We start from the raw sequence: 26,777 nt of genomic DNA on the forward strand, positions 1-26,777 counted from the left end.
CTGAGAGGGTAGAGTTATGAATCCTGCATTATGGATCAGTAAAACCGGGCTTGACGCCCAGCAAACCGATATTTCGGTGATCTCAAATAATCTCGCGAATGCCAGCACGGTCGGTTACAAAAAAAGCCGCGCCGTATTTGAAGATTTACTATATCAAAACATTAACCAACCAGGTGGTCGTTCGTCACAAGACACTGAAATGCCATCGGGCTTAATGCTAGGTGCCGGTGCCAAAGTGGTTGCTAACCAAAAGAACTTTTCACAAGGTAACATGCTTACCACAGAAAATTCATTGGATTGGATGATTTCAGGTCCTGGTTTTTTTGAAGTGCAATTACCTGATGGAAATATTGCCTATTCACGTAATGGTCAATTCACAACTGACGAAGATGGTCGAATTGTGACATCGGGAGCGGGTTTTCCCTTGCAGCCTGAAATGAATGTTCCAGATGATGCACAATCAATCACTGTTTCGCAAGACGGTGAAGTGTCAGTTCGTATCGCAGGGCAACCAGACAATGTGGTAATTGGTCAGCTAACTATTAGTGATTTTATTAATCCATCGGGTCTTGAGCCCATGGGGCAAAACTTATACACAGAAACCGCTGTTAGTGGTGCGCCTGTGCAAGGTAACCCAGGTATCGATGGTTTAGGCAGTGTGGTTCAAGGTTCTCTTGAAACGTCTAACGTGAATGTGACAGAAGAGCTCGTTAACTTGATTGAAACACAACGAATTTATGAAATGAATTCAAAAGTGATTTCAGCGGTTGATGAAATGCTTAGTTACATTAATCAGCAGCTTTAATGGGTAGGAGGCAGCATGCGTAATATTATCTTAGTCACATCGGCAGCATTAATGCTGGGTGGTTGTATGACAACGCAAAATCATCATGTGGTTCAGGATGACCCTTACTATGCGCCTATGTACCCGGAGCCTACAACAGAGCCTATGGTACCAACGGGGTCGTTGTTTGATAGTTATTCATCAAATGACTTGTACTCAGATAAAAAGGCTCTACGCGCTGGCGATATCATCACTGTTAAATTGCAAGAGTCTACTCAAGCGACCAAAGCAGCTAAAACCGAAACAGATAAAGAAACGGATGCGAGTTTAGATCCAGTAATTGGTCTGGGAGGTAATCCAGTTAACATTGGTGGTGATAGTATTCAATTTGGTATTGGCTCGGGGGCATCGTTTAAAGGTGACTCAAAGTCTAATCAATCAAACAGCTTATTTGGTGATATTTCTGTCAACGTGATGCGTGTTTTACCCAATGGAAACTTAGTTATTCGCGGTGAAAAATGGCTTACGTTGAACACTGGCGAAGAGTTTATTCGCCTTGAAGGCTTAGTTCGTCCAGAAGATGTTTCAGCTAGTAATACAGTAACATCAAACCGAATTGCCAATGCGCGAATTCAATATTCAGGTAAAGGGCAAATTCAAGAAACACAAAGCGCAGGTTGGCTGTCTCGTTTCTTTAGTAGTTCGCTTTTCCCATTTTAGAGGAACAAAGTCATGAATGGGTTTAAATACATCATCGCTCTTTGCTTAATTAGCCTGCAGTTTTCTGCACAGGCTGAGCGAGTCAAAGATGTATCTATGGTTGAAGGTGTTCGTGCAAACCAATTAGTCGGTTATGGTTTGGTTGTAGGTTTGCCAGGCACAGGTGAACAAAGCAGATTTACTCAACAGAGCTTTAAAGCCATGTTAAATGGCTTTGGTATTACTTTACCAGATAGCTTAAAACCTAAGATTAAAAATGTTGCAGCCGTTGCTGTTCATGCAGAGCTACCGGCATTCAGAAAACCAGGGCAAACCATAGATATTACGGTTTCGTCTATCGGGAGTGCAGGTAGTTTACGCGGTGGTACCTTATTACAAACCTTTTTGAAAGGGGTTGATGGTAATACGTACGCGATTGCACAAGGCAGCTTAGTTGTTGGTGGTCTAGGTGCTGAAGGAGCTGATGGTAGCCGGGTCATTATTAACACGCCAACGGTAGGTCGTATTCCAAACGGTGCCATTGTAGAGCGTGCTATTAAGAGCCCGTTTATGCAAGGTGATTACATTACCTTTAATTTAAACCGCCCTGATTTCACAACGGCAAAACGCTTAGAGCAAACAATTAATGATTTAGTTGGCCCTGATAGCGCGCAGGCAATCGATGCAGCCTCAGTTCGTGTATTGGCACCGCGTGATGCATCGCAACGTGTTGCGTATTTGTCTACTCTTGAAAACTTAGAGTTTAAGCCGGCAGACACCGCTGCAAAAATTATTGTTAACTCGCGCACTGGTACAATTGTGATTGGTAAAAATGTGAAGCTGCAGCCTGCGGCTATTACGCACGGTGGTTTGACGGTCACTATTGCTGAGCAGCAAAATGTGTCACAACCAAATGCCTTAAGTGAAGGTGAAACAGCTGTCACAAATCAAAGCATTATTGATGTTAATGAAGATGACTCACGTGCTTTTGTATTTAACCCAGGTGTTAATCTTGATGATCTCGTTCGAGCCATCAATGAGGTTGGAGCCGCACCGGGTGATTTAATGGCGATTCTAGAAGCTTTAAAAGAAGCGGGGGCGATAAACGGGCAACTGGTTATCATTTAAATTAAAACGCGCTTTCGAGCGCGTTTTTTGTTTCTACATCTTTTAATCGTTCAGCATATAAACATCATTCAAAACCTTGGCTCTGAAGTTACACCATTCCTGTATCCGTTATTAGCTATTCATTTATATAAGATTTTATTGGCGCAATTTTTGCATTTTAAAATTCATTATTAACTATTGTGTCAAAAAGCTGATGGATACTAATCATCTCGACAAGCAAAACTTTTTTGATTTAGGCAACTTAGACTCGTTACGTCAAAATGCCTTAAAAAGTGATGCCTCTAGCGATGCGTCAAAAGAGGCGCTGAAAAAAGCGGCGGCACAATTTGAATCTATCTTCACTCAGATGCTGCTTAAAAGCATGCGTAAAGCAAATGAAGCGTTTGAAGATAAAGACAGCCCATTTAATTCAAGCGGCGTTAAGTTTTTTGAAGACATGCATGATCAACAAATGTCGGTTGAGCTTTCATCAAATGGCTCGCTCGGCCTGGCTGACTTGATAGTTCAGCAGCTCTCGCCAGACGGTAAACAGTTTACCCCGGGCTCTGTACTTAGAACGACAGCTGACTTTGATAGTGACAAACGCGTAAGCGGTGCCCTTGATAGCACTACTGAGGTTAAGGCTAAAGCACAAGCTGTTACAGATACATCAGCAAACGAGCAATCAAAAAGCCGCTTTGAAGATGCAGAGTCTTTCATTAGCTCTGTTTGGGAACATGCAAAAAATGCGGCTGAAAAAATTGGTTTAAACCCTGCTGTAATGGTTGCTCAAGCGGCGCTTGAGACTGGGTGGGGTAAACACATCATCAGTAAAGCTGATGGCACCAGTAGTAACAACTTATTCAACATTAAATCGGATAGGAGCTGGCAAGGCGATAAAGCGAGTAAAGTCACGCTTGAATTTGAACAAGGCGTGCCAGTTAAAAAGCAAGCTAGTTTCCGTTCTTATCAATCGATTAAAGACAGTGTTAATGATTTTGTGGATTTTTTAAATGAAAACCCACGTTATCAAGAAGCACTCAATAATACCGCAGAGCCTGCAGCCTTTTTAGATTCGTTACAAAAAGCAGGCTATGCAACTGATCCAAATTATGCCGATAAAATTAAGCAGGTATTGAAGCGCGTTGAGCTTCAAAGCGTCGCTGCTTCATTGGTACGTTAAGGAGTAGACCCTCATGTCATTTAGCTTATATGACATAGCAAATGCAGGTATCAGAGCTAACTCTGAGCTTTTACAAACCACCAGTAAAAACATCGCCAACGTTAATACCGAGGGCTATGTGCGTGAGCGTACTGAGTTCACAACCATGATCGATAATCAAGTGGGTCGTGGTGAAACGTATCGCTTACTGAATGAATTTGCACAAAAGCAATTAAATAGAGATACCTCTAATAAGGCATTCTTTGATCAGTTTGTAACTGAAGCAAGCCGTGTCGATAGCTTGTTTTCTGAAGAGTCAAACAGCTTATCAACCAGTATCAACTCGTTTTTTAACAACGTACAAGAAAGCTTAAACCAGCCTTCATCATCTGTAGCACGGTCATTGGTTATGACTGATGCACAAAGTCTAATTGACCAAATGGAGCGTTTATCAGGCATTGTTGCAGATCAGCAAACCGTAGTTAATGATCAATTAGATATTTTTTCTGAAGAAGCAAACGACCTTATTCAAACTATCAGTGAATTAAATACTAAGATAGCGTCAGTAGATGGCACCTCACAAGAATCAGGATCTAGCTCGCTTTATAATGAAAGGGATAAAGCGATTCGTGATTTATCTGAGCTAATCGATATTGAAACAGTTGATGGGCCCAATGGTTCTAAACAAGTATATATGGGAACAGGCCAAGCTTTAGTAATACAGGACGGAGCTTTTAACCTGTTTTCTTTGACGGGCGACCCTGATCCTAATTTTAAAGAATTACACTTAGATACTAATGACGGTAAAGCTATTTCGCTAGAATTAGATACAGATAAGTTAAAAGGCAAAATTGGCGGCTTACTGGCATTTCGTGACGATATTTTAGTGCCAGCACAAAATCAATTGGGTCAAATGGGTTTAACACTGGCCGATGCTTTTAATCAGCAAAATCATTTAGGTATGGATGGCGATGGCAATTTAGGTGGGGATATATTTAAAATTCCTACCGTTGATGCATTTGCTTATCAAGCTAATATTGGTAATTCGAGTATGACGGCAACGGTTGAGCCTGGACAAGGCAGTAATTTGCCGGCCAGTGATTTTATTGTGAAATACAGTGATACGAATGAAGTTGAAATTTACCCTGTTGATAATAAAGGTGAGGCGATTAAGGATGCCAACGGCAATGATATTTTTACTACAGCTGTCGTTGACCCAGCCACAGGTAAGGTTAATTTAGTCGATAACAGCCCTGCAAATGATGGTTTAGATTTGTTTGGCTTAGAAATAACTCTCGATATGACTAACCCGCCAAGTGTTGATGATCAATTTATGGTTAAACTCAACTCTCAAGCATCAACAAGCTTAGAGCTTGCAACAAATCGTCCAGAAGATATCGCACTCGCTTCACCTATTCGTACAGCAAACGATATTAACAATACTGGCACTGCCAGTATTTCAGCAGGAACAGTGTTAGATGTTGGTGCCTTTTCAACCGAACCTATCAACTTACCAAATGGTGAAATAACCGTTCAAAAAACAGCCGAACCTGATGTGTACACAGTTACTGATGGGGTTAATACTTCAAGCTTTACTGGCACACCACCATTAAATAATGTTCTTCAAGCTGCTGGCGGTGGATTTCAAGATTATGGTTTTGACTTTAACATTGAAGGAGCGCCAGCACTTGGCGATACGTTCACTATTGAAGCGAACGAAGGAGGTTTTGATGATAACCGTAACGGACAGTTTTTAGCTGACATTCAAAACGATAACATTGTCAGGCAAAACGTTTCAGCCAATTCAACGAATAATCATAAAAATCTAAATCAAGCATACACAGGTTTAGTATCAGATATTGGTGTAGTTACTTCGCAGGCACAGACAAGTCAACAAGCATTCACTGCATTAGCAGAGCAGTCAGAGGCTTGGTATGAATCTCTATCAGGGGTAAACCTTGATGAAGAAGCGGCAAACTTACTGCGCTTTCAACAGTCGTATGCGGCATCAGCGCAAGTGCTTGCCACTGCTCGTTCAATATTCGACACCTTACTTAATTCAGCGAGGTAATTATGCGTTTATCAAATAATTTAATGTACCAAAGTAGCGTTAATAAAATTCTTGAAGGTCAGCAAGGTGTTGCTAATGCACAAGAGCGCGTGAATACTGGGCAAAAATATTTATCGACCTCTGAAAGCCCGTCTGCTTACTCACAAGCAGCATTATATACGAATAAGATCCAAACAAATGAGCAATATACTAAAAATATTAATCAGTTGAATGGACGGCTAGAAACAGAAGAAAGTATCTTACAAAGTATCAATACCACCATTCAAGCTGCCCATGAACTGACCATTAGAGCGGGTAGTGGTGCCATGAGTGATGATGACTTAAAATCTATTGCGAGTGAATTAAGCGAGCTGCAAAAAAGTCTAGTGAGTTTAATGAATAGTCAGTCAGAAGATGGCAAGTATATTTTTTCTGGTTATCAAGATAGCACGCAAACATACAGCCTGAATACGCTAACTGGGCTATATGAATATCAAGGCGATCAGGGACAGCATAAAGTAACAATAGCTAAAGGTGTTGATGTTCGCTCAAGTGATAATGGTTTTACTGCGTTCGAAAAAGTGAATGCCCGCCTTGATGTAGTATCAAATGAGGGAACAGCGGCAGGCGGTGTTATATCGGGTACTGTGTATGTCAAAAAACAAGCTGATTTTGATAAGTTTCATCAAGCGAATTACGACTTGAACCCGACGGCATTGCCTGCAGATAATACATTTCAAGTCGAACTTGTTGCGGGTGTTAACCCTGGTGATCCAGATACTTATATTATTAATGACGGCTATGGTAATCCAATCACCCCAGCTGTCACTGGTGAATTTACAGGGAAGCCTATTGAATATGCAGGCATGGAGTTTAAGCTTGAAGGCACTGCACCAGGGACATTCGAGTTCGAGTTAGAGGCTCCACATAAAGAAAATGTACTCAATACTATGCAAAACTTAATCACCAGTTTAAATAGTAGTTTAGCAGGTGATGAGCTTAATGATGCACTGGCAGACGGCTTAGACCAATTACAAAGCGCCAGCGAACAAGTGGTATTTACACAAGCAAGCCTAGGTGCTCGAATGAATTTGGTTGAAAGTGTCACAGATTCAAATAGCGCGATAGATATTAATAATAAATCGAGTAAATCAAACTTGGTTGAAGTTGATATGGCTGAAGCAATTAGTGACTTAACAAGACATGAAACCGCATTACAGGCTTCGCAAGCAACCTTTGGTCGTTTAGCAAATTTAACGCTTTTTGATTATTTATAATTAAATTCATACGGTAAAAGTTTGCCTTTCTATCAGGCCAGTGGCAAAAAATTGTCACTGGCCTTTTTATTTCTTATATTTACAAAATATAATATTTAAAACTTATTTAAAAACAATGTGTTAATTTTTTTCTTTGAGCTGGCACATTTCCTGCTTTTAAGCTTTGCAAAGCGCGTGGTTCCTCACAAGTTCATTGGACCACACTCTGTTTAAACCTAGGAGATGGTAAAATGGCATTAACAGTCAATACTAATGTGTCGTCATTAAACGCACAACGTAACTTAGCAAAATCAGGTGAAGGCTTAGCCACCTCAATGGAGCGCCTAGCATCGGGAATGCGTATTAATAGCGCTAAAGATGACGCAGCAGGCATGCAAATTAGCACGCGTTTAACCTCACAAATTAGTGGTTTAGCGGTAGCGCAACGTAACGCCAACGATGGTATTTCAATGGCGCAAACCGCTGAGGGGGCATTGCAGTCATCTACCGATATTTTACAACGTATGCGAGAGCTATCGCTACAGTCGGCGAATGGCTCTAACTCAAAGGAAGACCGCGAAGCGCTGCAAAAAGAAGTGACCGCCTTGCAAACTGAGTTGACCCGTATAGCCGATACGACCACTTTTGGTGGGCAAAAATTATTAAATGGTGACTACGGCACGCAACAGTTTCAAGTAGGTTCAGACAGCAATCAAACCATTGGCGTAACCTTAAACTCTGCAGCCGCTGAAGATATAGGTCTAAGAGGTAAAGGGTTTAGTTTGGCTGCAATTGACGGGTTTTCAGGTGCCAGTGAAACAGCTAAAACATTTGCATCTACGGATTCATTAAGTGTAACTGCCGGTGGGCAAACTAACACAATTGATTTAACCACAGGTATGAGCGCGGCAGATTTAGCTGGGCAATTCAATAGTACCGAAGGGGTGTTTGGTGTTGGCGCAACCACACAAGTTGCGGTGGGTGGATTTGGAGTTTCAAATACAACTGCTACAGATGTTGTTAAACTTAACGTTGCAGGTGTAGAAATTTCAGCAACGGCTGCAGCAACGGGTGATGGTACAGTTGCAGCATTGAACACCGCAATTGACCCCGCAACAACAGAGGCACTTGCTGCTAAAGGTATTACTGCTTCGGTTGTAAATAATACTGGTGATGCCGGTGATGATTTATTGGTGTTTACTAACGATAGTGGCGAAAACATTGATGTAACAATGGAAATTCAAGGTGGTGCTACTGATGGGTTAAGTGGTACTGTATCTGCTTACGATGGCAATGCAGTGATTGCTGGTGGTGTAACAGTAACTGCTGCAGCAGACACAACTGAAAACAAAGCATCAACAATTACTGGGCGTTTAGATGTTTCTAATGCAGTATTGGATTCTGACTTTTCTACATTAAGCGTTACTGGTACGGGCACTTTAAATGGTGCAACAACAACCAACGCTACGCTTGATACGACGACTAGTCTTAGCTCAGTAGCAACCATTGATATTTCAACCGCGGGTGGATCGCAGTCGGCAATCGATGTGATTGATGCAGCACTACAGCAAATTGGTAATGAACGTGCTGAACTCGGTGCTACGCAAAACCGTTTTAGCCAAACAATTAGTAACTTGGCAAATGTACAAGAAAATGCATCAGCCTCACGTAGCCGTATTATGGATACCGATTACGCCACAGAAACAGCACACATGACCAAAAACCAAATATTGCAACAAGCGGGCACCTCAATCTTGTCGCAGGCGAATCAAATACCACAAGCTGCAATTAGCTTACTAGGTGGTTAGTTTTTTGTTTTACTAATGCTGGTTTATACAAACGCACTTTAGCTTAAAGTGCGTTTTTTGTTTTTGGAAGTTAGAGGCGATAAATAAGGGGGTTGTAAGTTATTATAAAATAAAGGATTGTAAAATTATTAAATTATTTTTAAAAAAAGCTAAAGTTAAATAAATCTCTGCCGTTAAATTAATTAGTACAGGGCTTGAGCAGATAATTGTGAAAGCGCTTGGTTAAATTAAACAGTAATATTACGAAAGTAATTAGGAGTTATATTATGGCTATTTCAGTAAATACCAATGTATCGTCACTCAACGCCCAACGTAACTTAGCAAAATCGGGTGAAGGTTTGGCCACCTCAATGGAGCGCTTAGCGTCGGGGATGCGTATTAACAGTGCCAAAGATGACGCAGCAGGCATGCAAATTAGCACGCGTTTAACCTCACAAATTAGTGGTTTAGGTGTAGCCCAGCGTAATGCTAACGATGGTATTTCAATGGCGCAAACCGCAGAGGGCGCATTGCAGTCATCTACCGATATTTTACAACGTATGCGTGAGCTGGCACTACAGTCAGCAAATGGCTCTAACTCAAAGGAAGACCGCGAAGCGCTGCAAAAAGAAGTGACCGCCTTGCAAACTGAGTTGACCCGTATAGCCGATACGACCACTTTTGGTGGGCAAAAATTATTAAATGGTGACTACGGCACGCAACAGTTTCAAGTAGGTTCAGACAGCAATCAAACCATTGGCGTAACCTTAAACTCTGCAGCCGCTGAAGATATAGGTCTAAGAGGTAAAGGGTTTAGTTTGGCTGCAATTGACGGGTTTTCAGGTGCCAGTGAAACAGCTAAAACATTTGCATCTACGGATTCATTAAGTGTAACTGCCGGTGGGCAAACTAACACAATTGATTTAACCACAGGTATGAGCGCGGCAGATTTAGCTGGGCAATTCAATAGTACCGAAGGGGTGTTTGGTGTTGGCGCAACCACACAAGTTGCGGTGGGTGGATTTGGAGTTTCAAATACAACTGCTACAGATGTTGTTAAACTTAACGTTGCAGGTGTAGAAATTTCAGCAACGGCTGCAGCAACGGGTGATGGTACAGTTGCAGCATTGAACACCGCAATTGACCCCGCAACAACAGAGGCACTTGCTGCTAAAGGTATTACTGCTTCGGTTGTAAATAATACTGGTGATGCCGGTGATGATTTATTGGTGTTTACTAACGATAGTGGCGAAAACATTGATGTAACAATGGAAATTCAAGGTGGTGCTACTGATGGGTTAAGTGGTACTGTATCTGCTTACGATGGCAATGCAGTGATTGCTGGTGGTGTAACAGTAACTGCTGCAGCAGACACAACTGAAAACAAAGCATCAACAATTACTGGGCGTTTAGATGTTTCTAATGCAGTATTGGATTCTGACTTTTCTACATTAAGCGTTACTGGTACGGGCACTTTAAATGGTGCAACAACAACCAACGCTACGCTTGATACGACGACTAGTCTTACGTCAATTGCTGATTTAGATATTTCATCTGCAGGTGGTTCACAATCGGCAATCGACGTGATTGATGCAGCACTACGACAAATTGGTAATGAGCGTGCTGAACTCGGTGCTACCCAAAACCGTTTTAGTCAAACAATTAGTAATTTGGCGAATATTCAAGAAAATGCATCGGCATCACGGAGCCGTATTCAAGATACTGATTACGCCACAGAAACAGCGCAAATGACCAAGAACCAAATACTGCAACAAGCGGGTACGTCTATCTTGTCACAAGCAAATCAGTTACCGCAAGCGGCACTTAGCTTATTAGGTTAATAAGTCAAGCAAATAGCGTATAGGTTTGCTAGCTAATACTTAAAGTCAGTATTAGTATTAAAAGGAGGTGGCTTTGGCTACCTCCTTTTGTGGTTTAAGGGTATAAATTAAGCTATTGTTAGTCTGAAAAGCACACAGTTTAGGAGGCGTTATGAATACCATTACTTCAAACGCAGAAGTTACAATAACATCAACACCGTTAGCTGGTGAAGATAAGCAAGTAGGGCAGTCTGGAGCGGCATTGACTCAACGTAGTGTTGATGACGTAAATAAAATGGATGAACAAGGCTCTCAAAACCAGTTAAATAATCAATATTCACAGCAAAGCTCTGAGGGTAATGGTTCACAAAATCAACAGCTTGAGCGTGAGCAGCTTGAAAAGGTGGCGCAGCAATTGCAAGAGTTTATGGGAGAGATGAACCGTAGCCTGCAATTTCAAGTTGATGAAAACTCTGGGCGTGATGTAATTAAAATACTTGATAAAACCAGTGGTGAGTTAATTAAGCAGTATCCTTCAGAAGAAGTACTAAGTTTAGTGTCTAAGCTTTCTGAATCTGCCGGTATTTTAATTGATCAAACTGTTTAGCGGTACTTGCTACACGTATATTTAGTTAGCTTATTTTAAGGTGTTTAAAGAGGTGAAGTATGTCTATTACGTTTAATGGTTTAGGTTCAGGCTTAGCAGTATCAGATATTGTTGATGCGTTAGTTAATGCTGAGCGCACCCCTTTTACTTCACGTTTAAATAATAAAGAAGCAACCCTAACGACAGATATTTCAGCTGCAGGTGCACTAAAATCTGCACTTGAAAAATTACAAACGTCAATGGGAGCACTAGGCGAAGTTGATAACTACCAAAAGCGCAGTATTTCTGGTAGTGATGACTTTGTAACCCTAAGTTCTGACAAAGATGCGGAGCCTGGTGGTTACAATGTAAAAGTAAACAACCTTGCGACTGAACATAAATTGATGTCAAGTGCATTTGCAGAAGATGCCGCAGTTGGTGAAGGGACGTTAACTATAGCGTCAGGTGAGAATAGTTTTGATATTGATGTGTCAGATACTGCAACCTTATCTGAAATTCGTGATGCGATTAACGATAGTAAAGACAACGACAGTGTAACAGCAACGATTATCACCGGCGATAATGGCCAGCATTTAGTTTTATCAGCTAAAAACAGTGGTGTTGAAAACGCAATAAAAGTTACAGCAACTGATGCAGATGGCAATAATACAGACGCAGCAGGTTTATCGGCTCTAGCCTATGACACCGATTCAGGGGTAACAAACATTAGTGAAGTGATTGCTGCAACAGATGCTTCTATCACCATAGATGGTAATTTAACAGTTACAAGCAGTGATAACGAGTTTGCAAATGTTATTGATGGTGTAACGATTACCGCTAAAAAAGCACATGGCACTGATGACGACGATAGCACCCTTAAAATTACAGAAAATAATAATAATATTAAAGCCGGTTTAAATAGCTTTATAGAAAGTTATAACGAATTACTTGAGCTTAGCAATAACTTGGGTAAATCAGGCGAAGACGGCGCTGGTGTGATGGCTGGTGACTCTATGCTTCGCGGGGTAATGTCAAAACTCCGTCAGCAATTAACCAGTGAAGTAACCCTTAGTGATGGCAGTAGTTTGTCGCTATCAAAACTTGGGGTTGAAGTAGACCGTTACGGTAAGTTAAGCCTAGACACTGAACGACTAAACGAACAAGTAGAAGCCGATGTAGACCTAGTACAGGAGTTCTTTATAGGTGAAAATGAAGACGAGGGTGGTTTTGCACAATCTTTTGATGAGCTAATGAGTTTTTATACAGATTCAGATGGTATTGTACAAAACAGAATCGACAGTAAACAGACTCAGTTAGATGGCTTAGATGATGAGCGCATTGATTTTGCAAGAAAAATGGAGTCGTTAGAGTCTCGTTTATATGCACAGTACAATAGCATGGATTTACTTGTAGCCCAAATGAACTCAACCAGTAGCTATGTACAAGCGCAGCTTGATAACATGCCTGGCGTAGTTAAAAAGAGCGATTAATTTATTCCTTTCATTGTTTGAGCGCCAGATTATCGGCGCTTTTTTTGCCTCAATTGTAGTCGCGCAATTTATATCGATTACAGTTATATAACTAAGCTAAATATATAAAGTAAGAATGTGAAAGCAACTAAACGCTAATTAGCGTTTAGTTGCTTTATATTTAGAAATAGCTTTGTGTGATTTACGCTGGTTGATGAGCTCAGCCTGAGTTTTGTCTCTGGCGTTTTTAAGTTTTGCTGTAGCGGTTAAAATTTTGACTTGTATAGCTAATAACTCTTTTTCTTGAGGTGGTGTTTCACTCCTACACCAATGCTTCAACTCTTGGTCAATAGCTATTAACGTTCGGCTTGCCAGCTCAATCTCTGTTTTATCTATGTGCTCTGACAATGCAATGAGTAATGCATCTAGAGCGATATAATTCGGCATTATTGCTCAGCTTTAGGTATGCGCTCTTCGAGCGGAATAGAATCCCACCCTTCTTTTATTTCTTTAACGATACGAATAACATCGTCTACTGCTGCAATATCGTTGTTTACATTTGCTTTAGTTAACCTGCGTTGGCAAAAATCGTACAGCGATAGTAAGTTGCTTGATATATCCCCGCCATGCTCAAAATTGAGTGCATCTTGTAGCGCACCAAATAATAAAATGCAGCTAGAAATATTTTCACCTTTTTTTTCAAATTCTTTACGCTCAATAAAGCCTTTAGTCGCTGCTAAACGTCCGATAATGTTGCTGAAAATCAAATTGATCTGCTCATAAGGAGACATTTCATTAATGTTGCTAACGCTAACTTGACTGTACTTTTTTATCGATATGTGTGCCATGAGAAAATCCTATATTAAAAACACCGATTCATAAAAATAGATAAGCAATATTAATGCCATTGATGTTATCTTTCTTTGAGCATTTCTATAGAGATTATAGCAACGAGTATAGAATATTTTAAAACTCAAACAAGCTAAATTTTTAAGTTGGTTCTTTAGTATTAAAATTTAGTGCTAAGTGACTATTTTTTGGCGTTGATGTCAATAAATTGCCGCTTAGCGCTTGCATCCCTCCTAAACTCGCTTACAATTTAGAAATTAACTAACCTCGTGGTAACTGTGGTTCGCCAATAATGATCTTAATTTTAGACAATAATAATAATCGTGCGATAGGTTTACATGCAGCACTTACCTTCATTGGTGAAACTGCACAATTAGTTGATGAGACTTCGTTACAGTCTTTTTGTGAAAAACATCAACAGCAAGAATGCATGGTCATTCTTGGTGCTTTACAGCAGCTAAATCACGAGGCTGTGATCAAACAGTTTCCTGCCATTCCGTTTTTATTAATTGGTGAAACACTCAAACCGTTACTAAGCATTGCTAATGTCGTTGGTTTAATTTGTGAGCCGTTTAACCATGACGTAACTACTCAGCTATTGCATGATTGTCAGCAATATCAGCGCATGCTACCGGGTGACCATAAACAAGCTAAATCCAATAAGTCATTTGATGGTTTAGTCGGTGAAACCGAAGCTGTAAAAGATGTGCGCTTTTTAATTGAGCAAGTAGCAAAAACCGATGCAAATGTGTTGATCTTAGGTGAGTCAGGCACAGGTAAAGAAGTTGTTGCACGTAACGTTCATTTACTCTCTAAACGCAATACCGGACCATTTGTGCCGGTAAACTGTGGTGCTATCCCTGGCGAGCTTCTAGAAAGTGAGCTATTTGGCCATGAAAAGGGTGCTTTTACGGGCGCTATTTCTGCACGAAAAGGGCGCTTTGAATTAGCGCAAGGCGGCACGCTGTTTTTAGATGAAATTGGTGATATGCCTTTGCAAATGCAGGTTAAACTACTACGTGTGTTGCAAGAGCGTAGCTATGAGCGAGTAGGGGGTACTAAGCCTATTCAAGCTGACGTACGAATTATTGCTGCAACTCACCGTAACCTTGAAGAAATGATTGAAAAGGGCGACTTCCGTGAAGACCTTTTTTATCGCTTAAACGTGTTTCCAATTGAAAACCCTTCGCTAAGTGAGCGTGCTGACGATATTCCTCTACTTTTAAAAGAGTTAATGCGTCGTGTTAACGAGCAAAGTGGCACAACGGCCAAATTTACTGAGCGTGCGATTCAAAGCTTAAAAGAGCATGCGTGGCCGGGGAATATTCGTGAGCTTGCTAATTTAGTTGAGCGTATGGTGATCATGTTTCCTGATAAAGTGGTTGATGTGCCAGACCTTCCAGCTAAATATCGTTATATCGAAGTTGAGGCTTATGAGCCTGAGTACCCTGAAGAGTTGATGGAGCGAGATGCGTTCAACGATATTTTCAGCACTGGCTTTAGTGATTATGATGATGAAGAACCTGATGTACCAGCAACAACGGTTGACTCAGGTTTACTCCCTGATGAAGGCATTGAGTTGAAAGAGTATCTTGCTGAGCTAGAAATCAGCTTAATCAGCCAAGCATTAGAGCGCTACGATTATGTTGTTGCACGTGCAGCAGAAATTTTAGGTGTTCGCCGCACCACACTGGTCGAAAAAATGAAGAAATATAACCTAACGCGCGACTAAGCCGCGTTAGGTGACTTCCTCGATTTTATCTATTCGTACTCACTGATTATCTCAGCCTTTCTAAAGCAATCATTGCTATGATCATTTACCATGCCGCAGGCTTGCATATGCGCATACACAGTGGTTGGACCTAAAAACTTAAAGCCGCGCTTTTTTAAATCTTTGGCAAATGCTGTTGAGGCTTCAGTAATAGCCGGATAGTCTTCTAATTTATCAAGGTTGTTTACCAAAGGCTTGCCATCGACAAACTGCCATTGGTAGTTTGAGAAGCTGCCAAACTCTTTTTGAATTTCAATAAAACGTTGTGCGTTATTGATAGTCGCAGCTATTTTGGCGCGATTACGAATAATGCCTTCAAACTGCATTAACCGTTCGACGTCGTCTTCGGTCATTTGGGCAACCTCTTCAACTACAAAGTTTTTGAAGGCACTGCGATAGCCATCACGCTTTTTAAGTATGGTATACCAACTCAGTCCCGCTTGTGCTGACTCTAAGGTTATAAACTCAAATAAACGGTGATCATCATATAATGGCACCCCCCATTCTTGGTCATGATAGGCCACATAATCTTCTTTGCTGGTATCGAGCCATGGGCAACGACAATGGTGTTCTTTTTGCATTATTCCCTCGCGATTGTCATTTTTTTGTCAGTGTTGTTTTTGTCTTTAATTTATTGAAATAAAACAAAAATAAATTTGGTACGAATTGTGCATTCAGCTAGGTAGACACGATTTTTTGAGTATTGATTATGGCCTTAGCAAATGTCCTAAAACCACAATTTATCACAGCCAAACAATATAACCCATGCTTACTACAAGAAGAGTATGTGGGTGAGTTGAGCGAGTTGCGCCAACAAGCCAGCTGGTTGGGTCATTTGGTGGATACTATGCCCGCAGGTGTAGTTGTTTTAGATGGCCGAGGTATGATCGCGAAAGCAAATCAAATTGCCATTGATATGCTAGGTGAGCCCCTTGAAGGTGAAAAGTGGTTTAGCGTTATTCAACGTTCATTTCGACCACAACAAGATGATGGGCATGAAGTATCACTCAAAGATGGTCGTTTAATTAAGCTTGATATTACTGCGCTTGCCCCAGAGCCAGGACAGTTAATTTTAATGACAGATTTAACTGAAACCAGACGTTTACAAAAGCGGATGGCACATATGCAGCGCTTAAGTGCGCTTGGCAAAATGGTTGCTTCGCTTGCTCATCAAGTCAGGACGCCGCTATCTGCTGCCATGTTATATGCCGCAAATTTAGGCTCAAAGCGTCTCCCAGAAAGTTCTCGTGGTAATTTTCATACAAAGCTAATGTCGCGTTTAAAAGATTTAGAAACCCAAGTGAATGACATGCTGTTATTTGCCAAAAGTGGCGAGCAACAAGTGGTTGAAAGTGTGTCGATGCAGCAGTTACTTAATGAAGTAAAAGCGGGTGCTGATGCTATGGTTGCTCAAAATAACAGTAAACTTAGCGTGAACTTACCAGAGCCAGATATTGAAATTGTGGGTAATAAAACCGCTCTGGCGAGCGCTATTCAAAACCTGATCCATAACAGTATACAAATCATTGGCTCTGAGGCTGTGGTAACACTGAGTGCTGAGCGTGACGAAACTAGCGAAAACTGTGTTCGCATCAGTGTCAGTGATAATGGCCCAGGTGTTGATTTACGCCATGCCAACAAATTATTCGAACCTTTTTACACTACCAAAAGCCAAGGCACGGGGCTTGGACTTGCAGTTGTAAGTTCAGTCGCCAATGCGCACCAAGGACGGGTTGAAGTGACTAATAATGCTCATGGGGGAGCATGTTTTAGTTTGATCTTGCCAATTAGTGCAGAACCAATGTCAGCGGAGGCAAAATGAATACTAACTCTATTTTAGTCGTTGAAGACGACGCAGGCTTACGAGAAGCGCTAATCGATACCCTTGAAATGTCGGGGATTGATTGCGTTGCTGCAGATAGCGCTGAACAAGCGATGATCTTGCTTAAGCAAAATAGCTATTCATTGGTTGTTAGCGACGTGCAAATGGGCGCTATGAGCGGCCTTGACCTACTACGTAGCATTAAACTTAATTATCCTGAGCTGCCGGTATTAATGATGACGGCCTATGCCACCATTGATGATGCTGTAGAAGCAATGCGTCTAGGCGCGATTGATTACATGGCAAAACCGTTTGCCCCTGAAGTGCTACTTAACATGGTGAGCCGTTATTTGCCTGAAAAGGAAAAAGAAACTGATGGCCCAATTGTTGCCGATCCATCGAGCATTAAGTTATTAGAACTTGCGAGTAAAGTTGCGCGCTCCGATGCCAGTGTTATGGTACTCGGCCCAAGTGGCTCGGGTAAAGAAGTGTTGGCTCGTTTTATCCACGACAAATCAAATCGTAGCGATGCCCCCTTTGTTGCTATTAACTGCGCGGCTATTCCGGAAAATATGCTTGAAGCAACCTTATTTGGTTACGAAAAAGGGGCGTTTACCGGCGCTATTCAAGCCTGTCCTGGTAAATTTGAGCAAGCTCAAGGTGGTACCATCTTACTTGATGAAATTACTGAGATGGATTTAGGCTTACAAGCTAAATTACTGCGTGTACTTCAAGAGCGCGAAGTAGAGCGCTTAGGCGGACGTAAAACTATTGAACTTGATGTTCGCGTACTCGCCACAAGTAACCGAGATTTAAAAGAAGCGGTGAGCGAAAATCTATTTAGAGAAGATTTATATTATCGCTTAAATGTGTTCCCGCTAATGTGGAAACCACTAGCTGAGCGTCCTGGCGATATTATTGTATTGGCTGAGCATTTGATAGAGCGTCATTGCCTTAAAAGTAAAGAGCCTATCGCTCAACTAAGTGAGAGTGCGAAACAAAAGCTGCTATCGCATGCTTGGCCAGGTAACGTACGAGAGCTTGATAACGTTATTCAACGGGCGTTGATATTATGTGATGGTAATAGTATTCATCAAGACGATGTTTTTATTGAAGAGTTGTTATCTGCGGATATCAAGCCAGTCGCTACGCCATCACACAATGCACCGGCTTATCAAGAGCAGCCTGTAGAGGTTAATTTAGATACCGTGCCACAAGTAAGCGAGCAAGGTAATTACAAAGACGAGCTGAAAGATAAAGAGCATCGTATTATTTTAGAAACCTTAGCGCGCTGTAATGGTAAGCGTAAAGAGGTTGCAGAAACCTTAGGTATTAGTCCACGCACTTTACGTTATAAACTGGCGCAAATGCGAGACTTAGGTATAGCCTTACCTGCATAGATTCCTTCCAAAAAGTTAAGCAAACAAGCTCACATTTTTGTGAGCTTGTTTGCTGTCAAAACTCTGACAAACCAAGATTGCTGTTTAAGCTGTTGAAATTGTTGTGTTTATTTTGTGGCACGGTTTGTGCTTTATCAGTTCATAAGTAAACTGCATTGTCAGAGAGTATTATGAAAGTTCAAAACAGCGCATTATTTCAAGAAATGCAATCTATGGCCTTAGAAGCAGGCCGTAGCAACTCAATTAATAATTTACCAACACAAACTCAGCCAACATCGTCGGCACAGTTTGGTGATTTACTTACTAATGCACTTGATACAGTGAATGGCTTACAACAAGACGCTAAGCAAAAAGTAACGGCAATGGAAATGGGCGACCGCAGTGTTTCTTTAGCTGATGTGATGATTGCTTCGCAAAAGTCATCAGTGGCATTTGAAGCAACGGTTCAGGTTCGAAACAAACTTGTTGAAGCTTATAAAGAAATCATGAACATGCCTGTGTAACTAGGTAGTGGAGAATTATTGTGGCGCAATCTAATCAATCAACTGATCTAGCCTTAGCAGGCGGTGGTATCGATTCAACCGATACCGATGATCAACAAGAGCAAAAGTCAGGCTACCTAAGTGCCTTAAACGGAGTAGACGTTTTACGTCAGGTTACCTTAGTGATTGCTTTGGCAATCTGTTTGGCTATCGCAATTTTCATTATTATTTGGGCTCGTCAGCCAGATATGCGTCCGCTTGGTAAAATGCCAACGGAAGAGCTTATTCAAACGTTGGACTTTTTAGACGCTCAAAAGATTGATTACGAACTCGATGGTAACGTCATCTCTGTTGAAGAAGGTGAATACCAAAACATAAAGCTATTGATGGCTCGTGAAGGCCTAGAGCAAGCGCCAAGCTCAGGTACTGACATCATCATGCAAGACATGGGATTTGGTGTAAGCCAACGCCTTGAACGTGAACGTTTAAAACATGGTCGTGAGCAACAGCTTGCGCGTACCATCGAAGAGCTAAAAAATGTTACTCGCGCCAAAGTACTTTTAGCTATTCCAAAAGAAAACGTATTCGCTCGTCGCGAAAAACAGCCCTCAGCTACAGTAGTGCTAACCTTAAAACGTGGCCGTTCGCTTGATGGTGAAGAAGTTGACTCAGTGGTTGATATTGTTGCCTCAGCGGTACAAGGTTTATCGCCAGAGCGTGTTACCGTGACTGATCAAAATGGTCGCTTACTTAATTCTGGTTCACAAAACTCACTCGCGGCACGCTCTCGTAAAGAGTATGAAATTGAGCGTAAGCGTGAAGAAGAGTACTTAAATAAAATCGATAGTATTCTAATTCCTGTAGTGGGCCTAGGTAACTATACTGCACAAGTCGATTTAAACATGGATTTCAGCGCAGTTGAAGAAACACAAAAACGTTATAACCCAGATTTACCGGCAGTGCGCAGTGAAACAACTTTCGAAGAAAATAACATAGGTGGCCTCGCTGTCGGCATTCCTGGTGCGCTAACTAATCAGCCGCCAGTAAACTCTAATATTCCTGAAATTGCTGGCCAAGGTAGTGCGGGTTCAGCAACGAATCCTAGTCGTTCGCATAAAGAAGCAACACGCAACTACGAGCTTGATACAACTATTTCGCATAAGCGTCAGCAAACCGGTGTTATCCGTCGCATAAGCGTTTCAGTTGCCGTTGATTATGTGCCGCAAGTGGGTGAAAACGGTGAAACAACCATGGTTCCTCGCTCTGTAGAAGCATTGTCAAATATTCGTCGCTTACTACAAGGTGGTGTTGGTTTTGATATGCAACGTGGTGATGCACTTGAAGTTGTAACAGTACCATTTGTTCGTGAAGATGTTGGGGAAGCAATTGAAGTTCCGCTTTGGGAGCAAGATTGGTTCATGAAGATGCTACGCTTAGCATTAGGTGCTCTGGTTATCATTGTATTGATTGTCTTTGTAGTAAGACCTATGTTGAAACGTCTAATTTACCCAGACGATACACTAGAGGAATATGATGAAGATGCATTAAGTGCTGGTGTAGATATTGGTGATAGCACGCTAGATATGCTAAATAAAGACTTTGACTCTGCTGCTGTAGGATTCTCAAGTGATGGTACACTACAGCTGCCAGACTTACATGGCGATGAAGATTTACTCAAAGCAGTTCGTGCATTGGTTGCAAATGAACCAGAACTGTCTTCTCAAGTAGTGAAAGCGTGGTTAACAGAAGATGACTGATCAAGAACAAAAACAATTACCACCGGCGTTTGATGTTGATAAATTAGACGGCGTTGATAAGGCGGCAATCTTATTGCTGAGCTTATCAGAAGAAGATGCTGCGCAAATCCTTAAACACTTAGAGCCTAAGCAAGTGCAAAAAGTGGGGATGGCAATGGCTGCGCTTGATGATTTATCGCAAGCGAAAATTAGTGCAGTCCATAATTTGTTTATTGAGCAAATTCAAAGCTTCAGTACCATTGGCTTCCAGTCTGAAGACTTTATCAAAAAAGCGCTTACCGCAGCGCTTGGTGAAGATAAAGCCGCCAGCCTTATTGACCAAATTGTCATGGGGTCAGGTGCGAAAGGTCTTGATTCACTGAAGTGGATGGACTCAAAACAAGTGGCGAATATTATTCGCAATGAGCACCCTCAGATTCAAACCATTGTTTTATCTTATTTAGAACCAGAGCAATCAGCAGAAATTTTGTCGCAATTCCCAGAGAAAGTGCGTTTAGATTTAACTATGCGTATTGCTAATCTTGAAGAAGTTCAACCGGCAGCATTACAAGAGTTGAATGAAATCATGGAGAAACAATTCGCCGGTCAAGCTGGTGCGCAAGCTGCGAAAATGGGCGGCTTGAAAGCTGCTGCTGATATCATGAACTACCTAGATACCAATGTTGAAGGTCAGTTAATGGATTCAATCCGTGAACACGATGAAGAGATGTCGCAGCAAATCCAAGACCTTATGTTTGTCTTTGAGAACTTAATGGATGTTGAAGACCGTGGTATTCAAGCAATTCTTCGTGAAGTACAGCAAGATGTATTAATGAAAGCAATTAAAGGCACAGATGAAGCATTGAAAGAGAAAATTTTAAGTAACATGTCAAAACGTGCCGCTGAATTACTCGCTGATGATCTTGAGGCGATGGGCCCTGTTCGTATTAGTGAAGTTGAAGCTGCACAGAAAGAAATTCTTTCTACGGCACGTCGTTTGGCTGACTCAGGCGAGATTATGCTTGGTGGCGGTGGTGGTGAGGAGTTCCTGTAAGCCATGAGTAAGTCTTCTTTTCATACCGGACGTCCAGTGCATGCCAGCGAAGCTGCTGATGAATTACTTGAAAACTGGCCAATCCCTGAAGTTACGCAAGATACAAAAAAACTTGCTGGGCGCTCAACTGCATACGGCACGCCTCTAGCTGATTTATATCGTAAAGAACAGCAAAAACAACAAGCTGACGAACAACCAGAAGAGCCTGAAATCCCGTCATTGACTATGGCTGAACTTGAAAAAATCCGTCAAGATGCCTTTGAAGAGGGGCTAAAGCAAGGCCATGAGCAAGGTTACATAGACGGTTTTGAAAAAGGCGCTCATGAAGGTAAAGAAGCGGGGTTTAAAGAAGGTGTTGAGCTTGGTAAGGAGCAAGGCCAAGAAGAAATTAAGCCTATTTTAGAAGAGCAGCTCACTAACTTGAGAAGCTTGCTCGATAGCCTTTCTCAGTCTTTATCTAAAGTAGATGAAAGTGCAGAAAAGCAGTTAGTGCAGCTAGCGGTCATGTTAACTGAAGTATTAGTTTATCAAGAAATTAAAACTTCACCAGAAGTCATTTTGCATGCTTTAAAGCAGGCTATTGACGCTTTGGGTGAAGAACAAGCGAAAGTACGTATTCACTTACACCCTGATGATATCGATTTAATTACCCAAAGTTATGGCGAGCAAACCATCGCAGATAATCATTGGCAGTTAATCGCAGAACCCACATTAGATCGTGGTGGCTGTGAAATTAAAACCCCACAATCATCCTTAGATATGACAATTAAGACCCGCGTCAAAGAAACGTTGGAAAACTTTTTGCATAGCAGTGGTATCTAACACTTTTTAGACTCATTATGAGTGCTCAATCTATGACTCTAAGCGAACGCTTACAGCGCTATGAAAAACATATCAAGGCTCCCAAACCTGCTGTTGCTGGTATTCTGACGCGTGTTGTCGGTTTAACACTTGAAGCAAAAGGGCTTAGAGCACCGGTTGGCAGTCAATGTAAAATTGAGACCATCAATGGATTTGTTGATGCTGAAGTGGTTGGTTTTAATGACCAAACACTTTACTTGATGCCGAATGATCATATCTCTGGTGTACTGCCTGGTGCGCGAGTTATTCCAAAAGTAAACGAAACAGGATTGCCTGTAGGAATGAGCTTACTTGGCCGAGTGGTGGATGGTCTCGGTCGGCCGCTTGATGGCTTAGGTGCCATAAATGCTGAGCATCATCTAAAGTTTGCACAAAGTCCAATAAACCCGCTGGCAAGACGTCCTATTAGTCAGCCTATGGATGTAGGTGTTCGAGCCATCAACTCCGTTATTACTGTAGGTCAAGGCCAGCGTATGGGTCTGTTTGCAGGCTCAGGTGTCGGTAAATCAGTGCTACTAGGTATGATGACTCGCGGCTCTGAAGCTGATGTAATCGTTGTTGGTCTTGTGGGTGAGCGTGGTCGTGAGGTAAAAGAGTTCATTGAAGAAATTTTAGGTGTTGAAGGTCGCAAGCGCTCGGTGGTAGTTGCCGCTCCAGCCGATGCCTCGCCATTAATGCGTTTAAAAGGCTGTGAAAGTGCAGTGACCATTGCTGAATATTTTCGTGATCAAGGTCTTAACGTGTTGTTATTACTAGACTCTGTTACGCGCTATGCCATGGCGCAACGTGAAATCGCCTTAGCGGTTGGTGAGCCTCCTGCGACTAAGGGTTATCCGCCTTCAGTATTTGCTAAACTGCCTGCGCTGGTGGAGCGTGCCGGTAATGGTGGTGAAGGGCAAGGTGCGATCACCGCGTTTTTCACTGTGCTTAGTGAAGGGGATGATATGCAAGACCCAATTGCTGACTCTGCCCGTGCTATTTTAGACGGCCACATTGTTTTATCTCGAGATTTAGCCGACAGTGGTCATTATCCTGCTATTGATATTGAAAAATCGATTTCTCGTGTTATGCCACAGGTTGTATCTGAAGCGCATATGCAACAAGCTCGCGTGCTAAAACAAGTGTATTCAATGTATCAACAGAACAAAGATATGATCACACTCGGTGCGTATCAAAAAGGTACCGACCCTATGCTTGACCAAGCAATTAATATGATGCCACGTGTGAATCAATTCCTTCAGCAAGGCATGAAAGATGTGATCAGTTATGATGATGGTCTACAAGGTCTTGCGCAGTTATTAGGACAAGGTTAATGGCTAAAAGTAAACTTGATTTATTGTTAAAGCTTGAGAGCGATAAAGAAGAGTCTCTACGCATGGATTACTTAAAAGCGCAGCAGCACTTACAAAGTAACCAACAAAAACTGCAAGGGCTGAATAACTTTCGCATGGAGTATTCTCAGCAGTTACATTTGAAAGGTCGCTCTGGTTTGTCTAGTGCCGGGTTTAGTCAATATCATGCCTTTATCGCAAAAATTGAAGAAGCGATACGTCAGCAAGCAAGCACTGTGAATACCGCAAAGCAAGTTGTTACGCAGCGAAAAGCACTGTGGTTAAAACAGCAAGTGAAAGCTAAAGCAGTTGCGAAGTTAATCGAAAAGCAAGCTGAAAAACAAGCGATGCAAGTGGCTAAAGCGGAGCAAAAAATGCTGGATGAGTTCGCTTCAAATCAGTTTTATCAACGTCAACTTAAAAACGCACTTCTCTAAAATACGACCTTTTTTAGGCATGTTAATTGCATTTACCTAATCAGTAGCATTAATTTTGGCACTTGCGGCGGCAAATTGCCTCTTTAGTTTTAGGTGAATTATGGTGATCAGTGATATCAATTTGCAGGTTAAAACTGAGCAAGGTACTGGTTTTTCAGGCAAAGAATCAGAGTCTAGCGACAAAGCATCGGGCTTAAGTTTTTTAACTTCACTAACACAAGCAAGTGAAGCGGCAAACGCGCAAGCAAAAAGTGATGCAGGTGCTGACTCAGTTGATGAAACTAAAGCTATCAGTACTTCTGAAGAGCCTAAATCAGATGCTAAACCTGGTGATGAAAGCACAGCTGCTGATGCTAAAGCTGCAACTGCTACCACCTCTTCAGAACAGCAATCTAAAACAAGTCCAGATGTTCGTAATGAAGCTGTAACTAAAGAACAAAGCGATGAACTTGCTCTTGTAGAAGATGAGGAAAACTCACTGCTTTCGCAAATTAATGCGGCTCAAGCTATGAGTACGCGTGTTAATAAATTGATTGAAAATAATGATGTTAGCCCTGTAGTTGTTGATAAAAAACCATCCCCAATCGATACCATTACACCTGTTATACCTTCACCGATGACAGACGTTGCACAAACCGATGATTCAAAAGCCGACGCGGAAGGCGATAATTCAATAGCAAGCTTATTACATAAGTCTAAAGTTGCGACTGCGGTAGATAGCCAGCTAAAAGCGATGGGTGATTTACCACCAAAAGATAGCATAACCCCTGTTATTGACAGCCCATTAACCGATAAAGAAAAGCAGGGTGTTTCAGCTGTTAATACCCCTGATACAAAACCTCAGGTAAGTAATCTTAATAATGCAACTGAACAAACAGGCGGTAAAAAGGCTGATGTTGAATTAGATGCTCTGTTGAAATCTACTCAAAAACAGCAGACTGCGGATTTAGAAGGTAAAACGAGCGAAGTTAGTTCAAAACAAACTCAAAGCCACGTTGATAAATCTGCAGCAAGCATCATCGACAAGAAAGTGACAGATAACTCAATTGTTGGCCTATTCGCTAAGGTACAAAGTGGTGATGGAGAGGCTGTGAGTGAGTTCGCTAAAGGTTTGTCGCTAACCTCTGAACAGCAAAAGCAACTTGAGCAACAAATAAATCAACTGAAAGCTGATAATAAACTCAGCGCTGATGAGGTGGCAACAATCAAGTCGCTATTGTCTGAATTAAGCAATAGCAAGTCAGCAGCACAAAGCCCTGTATCACAATTTGCTGTAGAACAAGACATTGCTAATGAAAATCAGGCAAAACAAGATACTAAATTAGCTGACAATAAGGCTCTAGATAACAAGTTACCTACAGGCGTCGAAAAGCAAATCACGGCGTTGACTAAGGATGAACAGCAAGCGCTTTTAAATAAAGTGAATACTCAACTGCAAACGTTAACGCCGGGCACTGCTCAGTACGAAAAGCTCTCTGCGGCACAAACCTTGCTTACAGAGGCTATTAATGCTCCAGCTAAAGTAAATACAGCCACAGCAATGCCTGTTCCCGCAGCAACAGTCACAGCTGAATATAGCAAGGCGAAACAAAATAGCTCAGCGCAAGTTACAGCTGATGCAAGCAAAGCAATGATTGGTGATGACGTCACAACAGAACTGGATACAAAACTCAATACCGAACGCACACAAGAAGCTGTTACCCCGCGCGTAGCTCAGTTATTTACTCAGATTACGGCTCAAGCAAATGCAACAGTACAACCAGGTACTTATGAAATGGCTCATCAACAATACGAGCAAGCGCTTGAAGTACAAACAATGCATACGCAAACAACAGCACAAACCCAGGCTCAATCTAAATCAGTGGCCCTTGACCCTGGAGTAATGCAAGCGATTAACATTATAAAAAGTGATGCAGCAAAAATGCTTCAAGAGCGTGTTAGTGCATTATTAAATATCAATAATAAAGAAGCTGAAATTCGCTTAGACCCGCCAGAAATGGGCAGTATGCAAATTCGTATACGTAGCGATGCAGAGCAAGCTCAAATTAATTTTGTTGTACAAAATCAGCAAGCAAAAGAAGCTTTAGAGCAGTCAATGCCACGTTTACGAGAGATGCTAGCGCAGCAAGGTATTGAACTTGGTGAGAGTAGTATTCAGCAGGGTAACCCTGAGCAACAACAAGAGCAGTCAGGGCAAGGGCAGTTCGCTGGAAAACAACAAACACAAGAGCAGCAACAAGAAGTAACAGCGCAAAGCTCCGAAACTTCTCGACAACAATCTTCATCATCAATAGATTACTATGCATAAGTCCTG

At 41.7% G+C, this 26,777-nt stretch carries 23 protein-coding genes; 20 read left to right on the top strand and 3 right to left on the bottom strand.

Annotated elements, in window-relative coordinates; genetic code table 11:
- Nucleotides 1–16 precede the first annotated feature (16 nt).
- The 10 genes from flgG (at nt 17) to fliD (ending at nt 12,741) form a co-directional block, all read left to right on the top strand.
- Nucleotides 17–805, top strand: a complete 789-nt coding sequence (flgG, locus tag J8Z25_RS04985) for a flagellar basal-body rod protein FlgG (RefSeq protein ID WP_130052107.1) — start codon at nt 17–19, stop codon at nt 803–805.
- Between the two features lie 15 nt (nt 806–820).
- Nucleotides 821–1,504 carry a flagellar basal body L-ring protein FlgH gene (flgH, locus tag J8Z25_RS04990; protein ID WP_130052106.1) on the top strand — a complete coding sequence of 228 codons (684 nt, stop codon included), beginning with the start codon at nt 821–823 and terminating at the stop codon, nt 1,502–1,504.
- Between the two features lie 12 nt (nt 1,505–1,516).
- A complete protein-coding gene (locus tag J8Z25_RS04995; protein ID WP_130052105.1) occupies nt 1,517–2,611 on the top strand; it encodes a flagellar basal body P-ring protein FlgI in 1,095 nt (364 codons plus the stop codon).
- Nucleotides 2,612–2,804: 193 nt separating this feature from the next.
- Entirely contained in the window at nt 2,805–3,773 is a 969-nt protein-coding gene (gene flgJ / locus J8Z25_RS05000) for a flagellar assembly peptidoglycan hydrolase FlgJ (RefSeq protein WP_250661770.1), read from the top strand.
- 13 nt (nt 3,774–3,786) lie between these two features.
- Nucleotides 3,787–5,823, top strand: coding sequence for a flagellar hook-associated protein FlgK (flgK, locus tag J8Z25_RS05005; protein ID WP_250661771.1), 2,037 nt, complete (start codon nt 3,787–3,789; stop codon nt 5,821–5,823).
- A 2-nt stretch (nt 5,824–5,825) separates the two neighbouring features.
- Nucleotides 5,826–7,079, top strand: a complete 1,254-nt coding sequence (gene flgL, locus J8Z25_RS05010; RefSeq protein ID WP_250661772.1) for a flagellar hook-associated protein FlgL — start codon at nt 5,826–5,828, stop codon at nt 7,077–7,079.
- Between the two features lie 230 nt (nt 7,080–7,309).
- On the top strand, nt 7,310–8,866 hold the full coding sequence (locus J8Z25_RS20775; RefSeq protein WP_284693410.1) for a flagellin: 1,557 nt from the start codon (nt 7,310–7,312) through the stop codon (nt 8,864–8,866).
- A 266-nt stretch (nt 8,867–9,132) separates the two neighbouring features.
- Complete coding sequence (locus tag J8Z25_RS20780; protein ID WP_284693411.1) at nt 9,133–10,686, top strand: flagellin; 1,554 nt, start codon at nt 9,133–9,135, stop codon at nt 10,684–10,686.
- A 151-nt stretch (nt 10,687–10,837) separates the two neighbouring features.
- Complete coding sequence (locus tag J8Z25_RS05035) at nt 10,838–11,272, top strand: flagellar protein FlaG (RefSeq protein WP_250661773.1); 435 nt, start codon at nt 10,838–10,840, stop codon at nt 11,270–11,272.
- A 59-nt stretch (nt 11,273–11,331) separates the two neighbouring features.
- A complete protein-coding gene (fliD, locus tag J8Z25_RS05040; RefSeq protein ID WP_250661774.1) occupies nt 11,332–12,741 on the top strand; it encodes a flagellar filament capping protein FliD in 1,410 nt (469 codons plus the stop codon).
- A gap of 138 nt (nt 12,742–12,879) precedes the next feature.
- On the opposite strand, the gene J8Z25_RS05045 is transcribed toward fliD, so the two are convergent.
- Together J8Z25_RS05045 and fliS are read right to left on the bottom strand one after the other, a co-directional pair.
- Complete coding sequence (locus tag J8Z25_RS05045) at nt 12,880–13,167, bottom strand: hypothetical protein (protein WP_250661775.1); 288 nt, start codon at nt 13,165–13,167, stop codon at nt 12,880–12,882.
- Nucleotides 13,167–13,568, bottom strand: a complete 402-nt coding sequence (gene fliS / locus J8Z25_RS05050; RefSeq protein ID WP_250661776.1) for a flagellar export chaperone FliS — start codon at nt 13,566–13,568, stop codon at nt 13,167–13,169. The genes J8Z25_RS05045 and fliS overlap by 1 nt, the downstream gene beginning before the upstream one ends.
- 293 nt (nt 13,569–13,861) lie before the next feature.
- Here fliS and J8Z25_RS05055 point away from each other — a divergent pair, with 293 nt between their 5' ends.
- A complete protein-coding gene (locus J8Z25_RS05055; protein WP_055197959.1) occupies nt 13,862–15,301 on the top strand; it encodes a sigma-54 dependent transcriptional regulator in 1,440 nt (479 codons plus the stop codon).
- Nucleotides 15,302–15,330: 29 nt separating this feature from the next.
- Here the strand turns inward: J8Z25_RS05055 and J8Z25_RS05060 are convergent, their stop codons facing one another.
- Nucleotides 15,331–15,921 (bottom strand): DNA-3-methyladenine glycosylase I, encoded by a 591-nt coding sequence (locus J8Z25_RS05060; protein WP_130052078.1) that lies wholly within the window; start codon nt 15,919–15,921, stop codon nt 15,331–15,333.
- 128 nt (nt 15,922–16,049) lie between these two features.
- On the opposite strand from J8Z25_RS05060, the gene J8Z25_RS05065 reads away from it, so the two are divergent.
- From J8Z25_RS05065 to J8Z25_RS05105, 9 genes are all read left to right on the top strand, one after another.
- Nucleotides 16,050–17,162: a sensor histidine kinase gene (locus J8Z25_RS05065; RefSeq protein ID WP_250661777.1), complete on the top strand. Its 1,113-nt coding sequence runs from the start codon at nt 16,050–16,052 to the stop codon at nt 17,160–17,162.
- Nucleotides 17,159–18,562 carry a sigma-54-dependent transcriptional regulator gene (locus tag J8Z25_RS05070; RefSeq protein ID WP_130052076.1) on the top strand — a complete coding sequence of 468 codons (1,404 nt, stop codon included), beginning with the start codon at nt 17,159–17,161 and terminating at the stop codon, nt 18,560–18,562. Before J8Z25_RS05065 ends, J8Z25_RS05070 begins: the two co-directional genes overlap by 4 nt.
- Before the next feature lie 170 nt (nt 18,563–18,732).
- On the top strand, nt 18,733–19,065 hold the full coding sequence (gene fliE / locus J8Z25_RS05075; RefSeq protein WP_130052075.1) for a flagellar hook-basal body complex protein FliE: 333 nt from the start codon (nt 18,733–18,735) through the stop codon (nt 19,063–19,065).
- Between the two features lie 20 nt (nt 19,066–19,085).
- The gene (fliF, locus tag J8Z25_RS05080) at nt 19,086–20,801 is read left to right on the top strand and encodes a flagellar basal-body MS-ring/collar protein FliF (protein ID WP_130052074.1); all 1,716 of its coding nucleotides are present in this window, start codon (nt 19,086–19,088) and stop codon (nt 20,799–20,801) included.
- A complete protein-coding gene (gene fliG, locus J8Z25_RS05085) occupies nt 20,794–21,834 on the top strand; it encodes a flagellar motor switch protein FliG (protein ID WP_130052073.1) in 1,041 nt (346 codons plus the stop codon). Before fliF ends, fliG begins: the two co-directional genes overlap by 8 nt.
- Before the next feature lie 3 nt (nt 21,835–21,837).
- Nucleotides 21,838–22,656: a flagellar assembly protein FliH gene (gene fliH, locus J8Z25_RS05090; protein ID WP_250661778.1), complete on the top strand. Its 819-nt coding sequence runs from the start codon at nt 21,838–21,840 to the stop codon at nt 22,654–22,656.
- 17 nt (nt 22,657–22,673) lie between these two features.
- Complete coding sequence (gene fliI / locus J8Z25_RS05095; protein WP_167657941.1) at nt 22,674–24,008, top strand: flagellar protein export ATPase FliI; 1,335 nt, start codon at nt 22,674–22,676, stop codon at nt 24,006–24,008.
- Complete coding sequence (fliJ, locus tag J8Z25_RS05100) at nt 24,008–24,463, top strand: flagellar export protein FliJ (protein WP_130052070.1); 456 nt, start codon at nt 24,008–24,010, stop codon at nt 24,461–24,463. Before fliI ends, fliJ begins: the two co-directional genes overlap by 1 nt.
- A gap of 100 nt (nt 24,464–24,563) precedes the next feature.
- Nucleotides 24,564–26,771, top strand: coding sequence for a flagellar hook-length control protein FliK (locus J8Z25_RS05105; RefSeq protein WP_250661779.1), 2,208 nt, complete (start codon nt 24,564–24,566; stop codon nt 26,769–26,771).
- The last annotated feature ends 6 nt before the right edge of the window (nt 26,772–26,777 follow it).

The organism is Pseudoalteromonas sp. SCSIO 43101 (genome assembly GCF_023650775.1).
GTDB classification, from domain to species: domain Bacteria; phylum Pseudomonadota; class Gammaproteobacteria; order Enterobacterales; family Alteromonadaceae; genus Pseudoalteromonas; species Pseudoalteromonas apostichopi.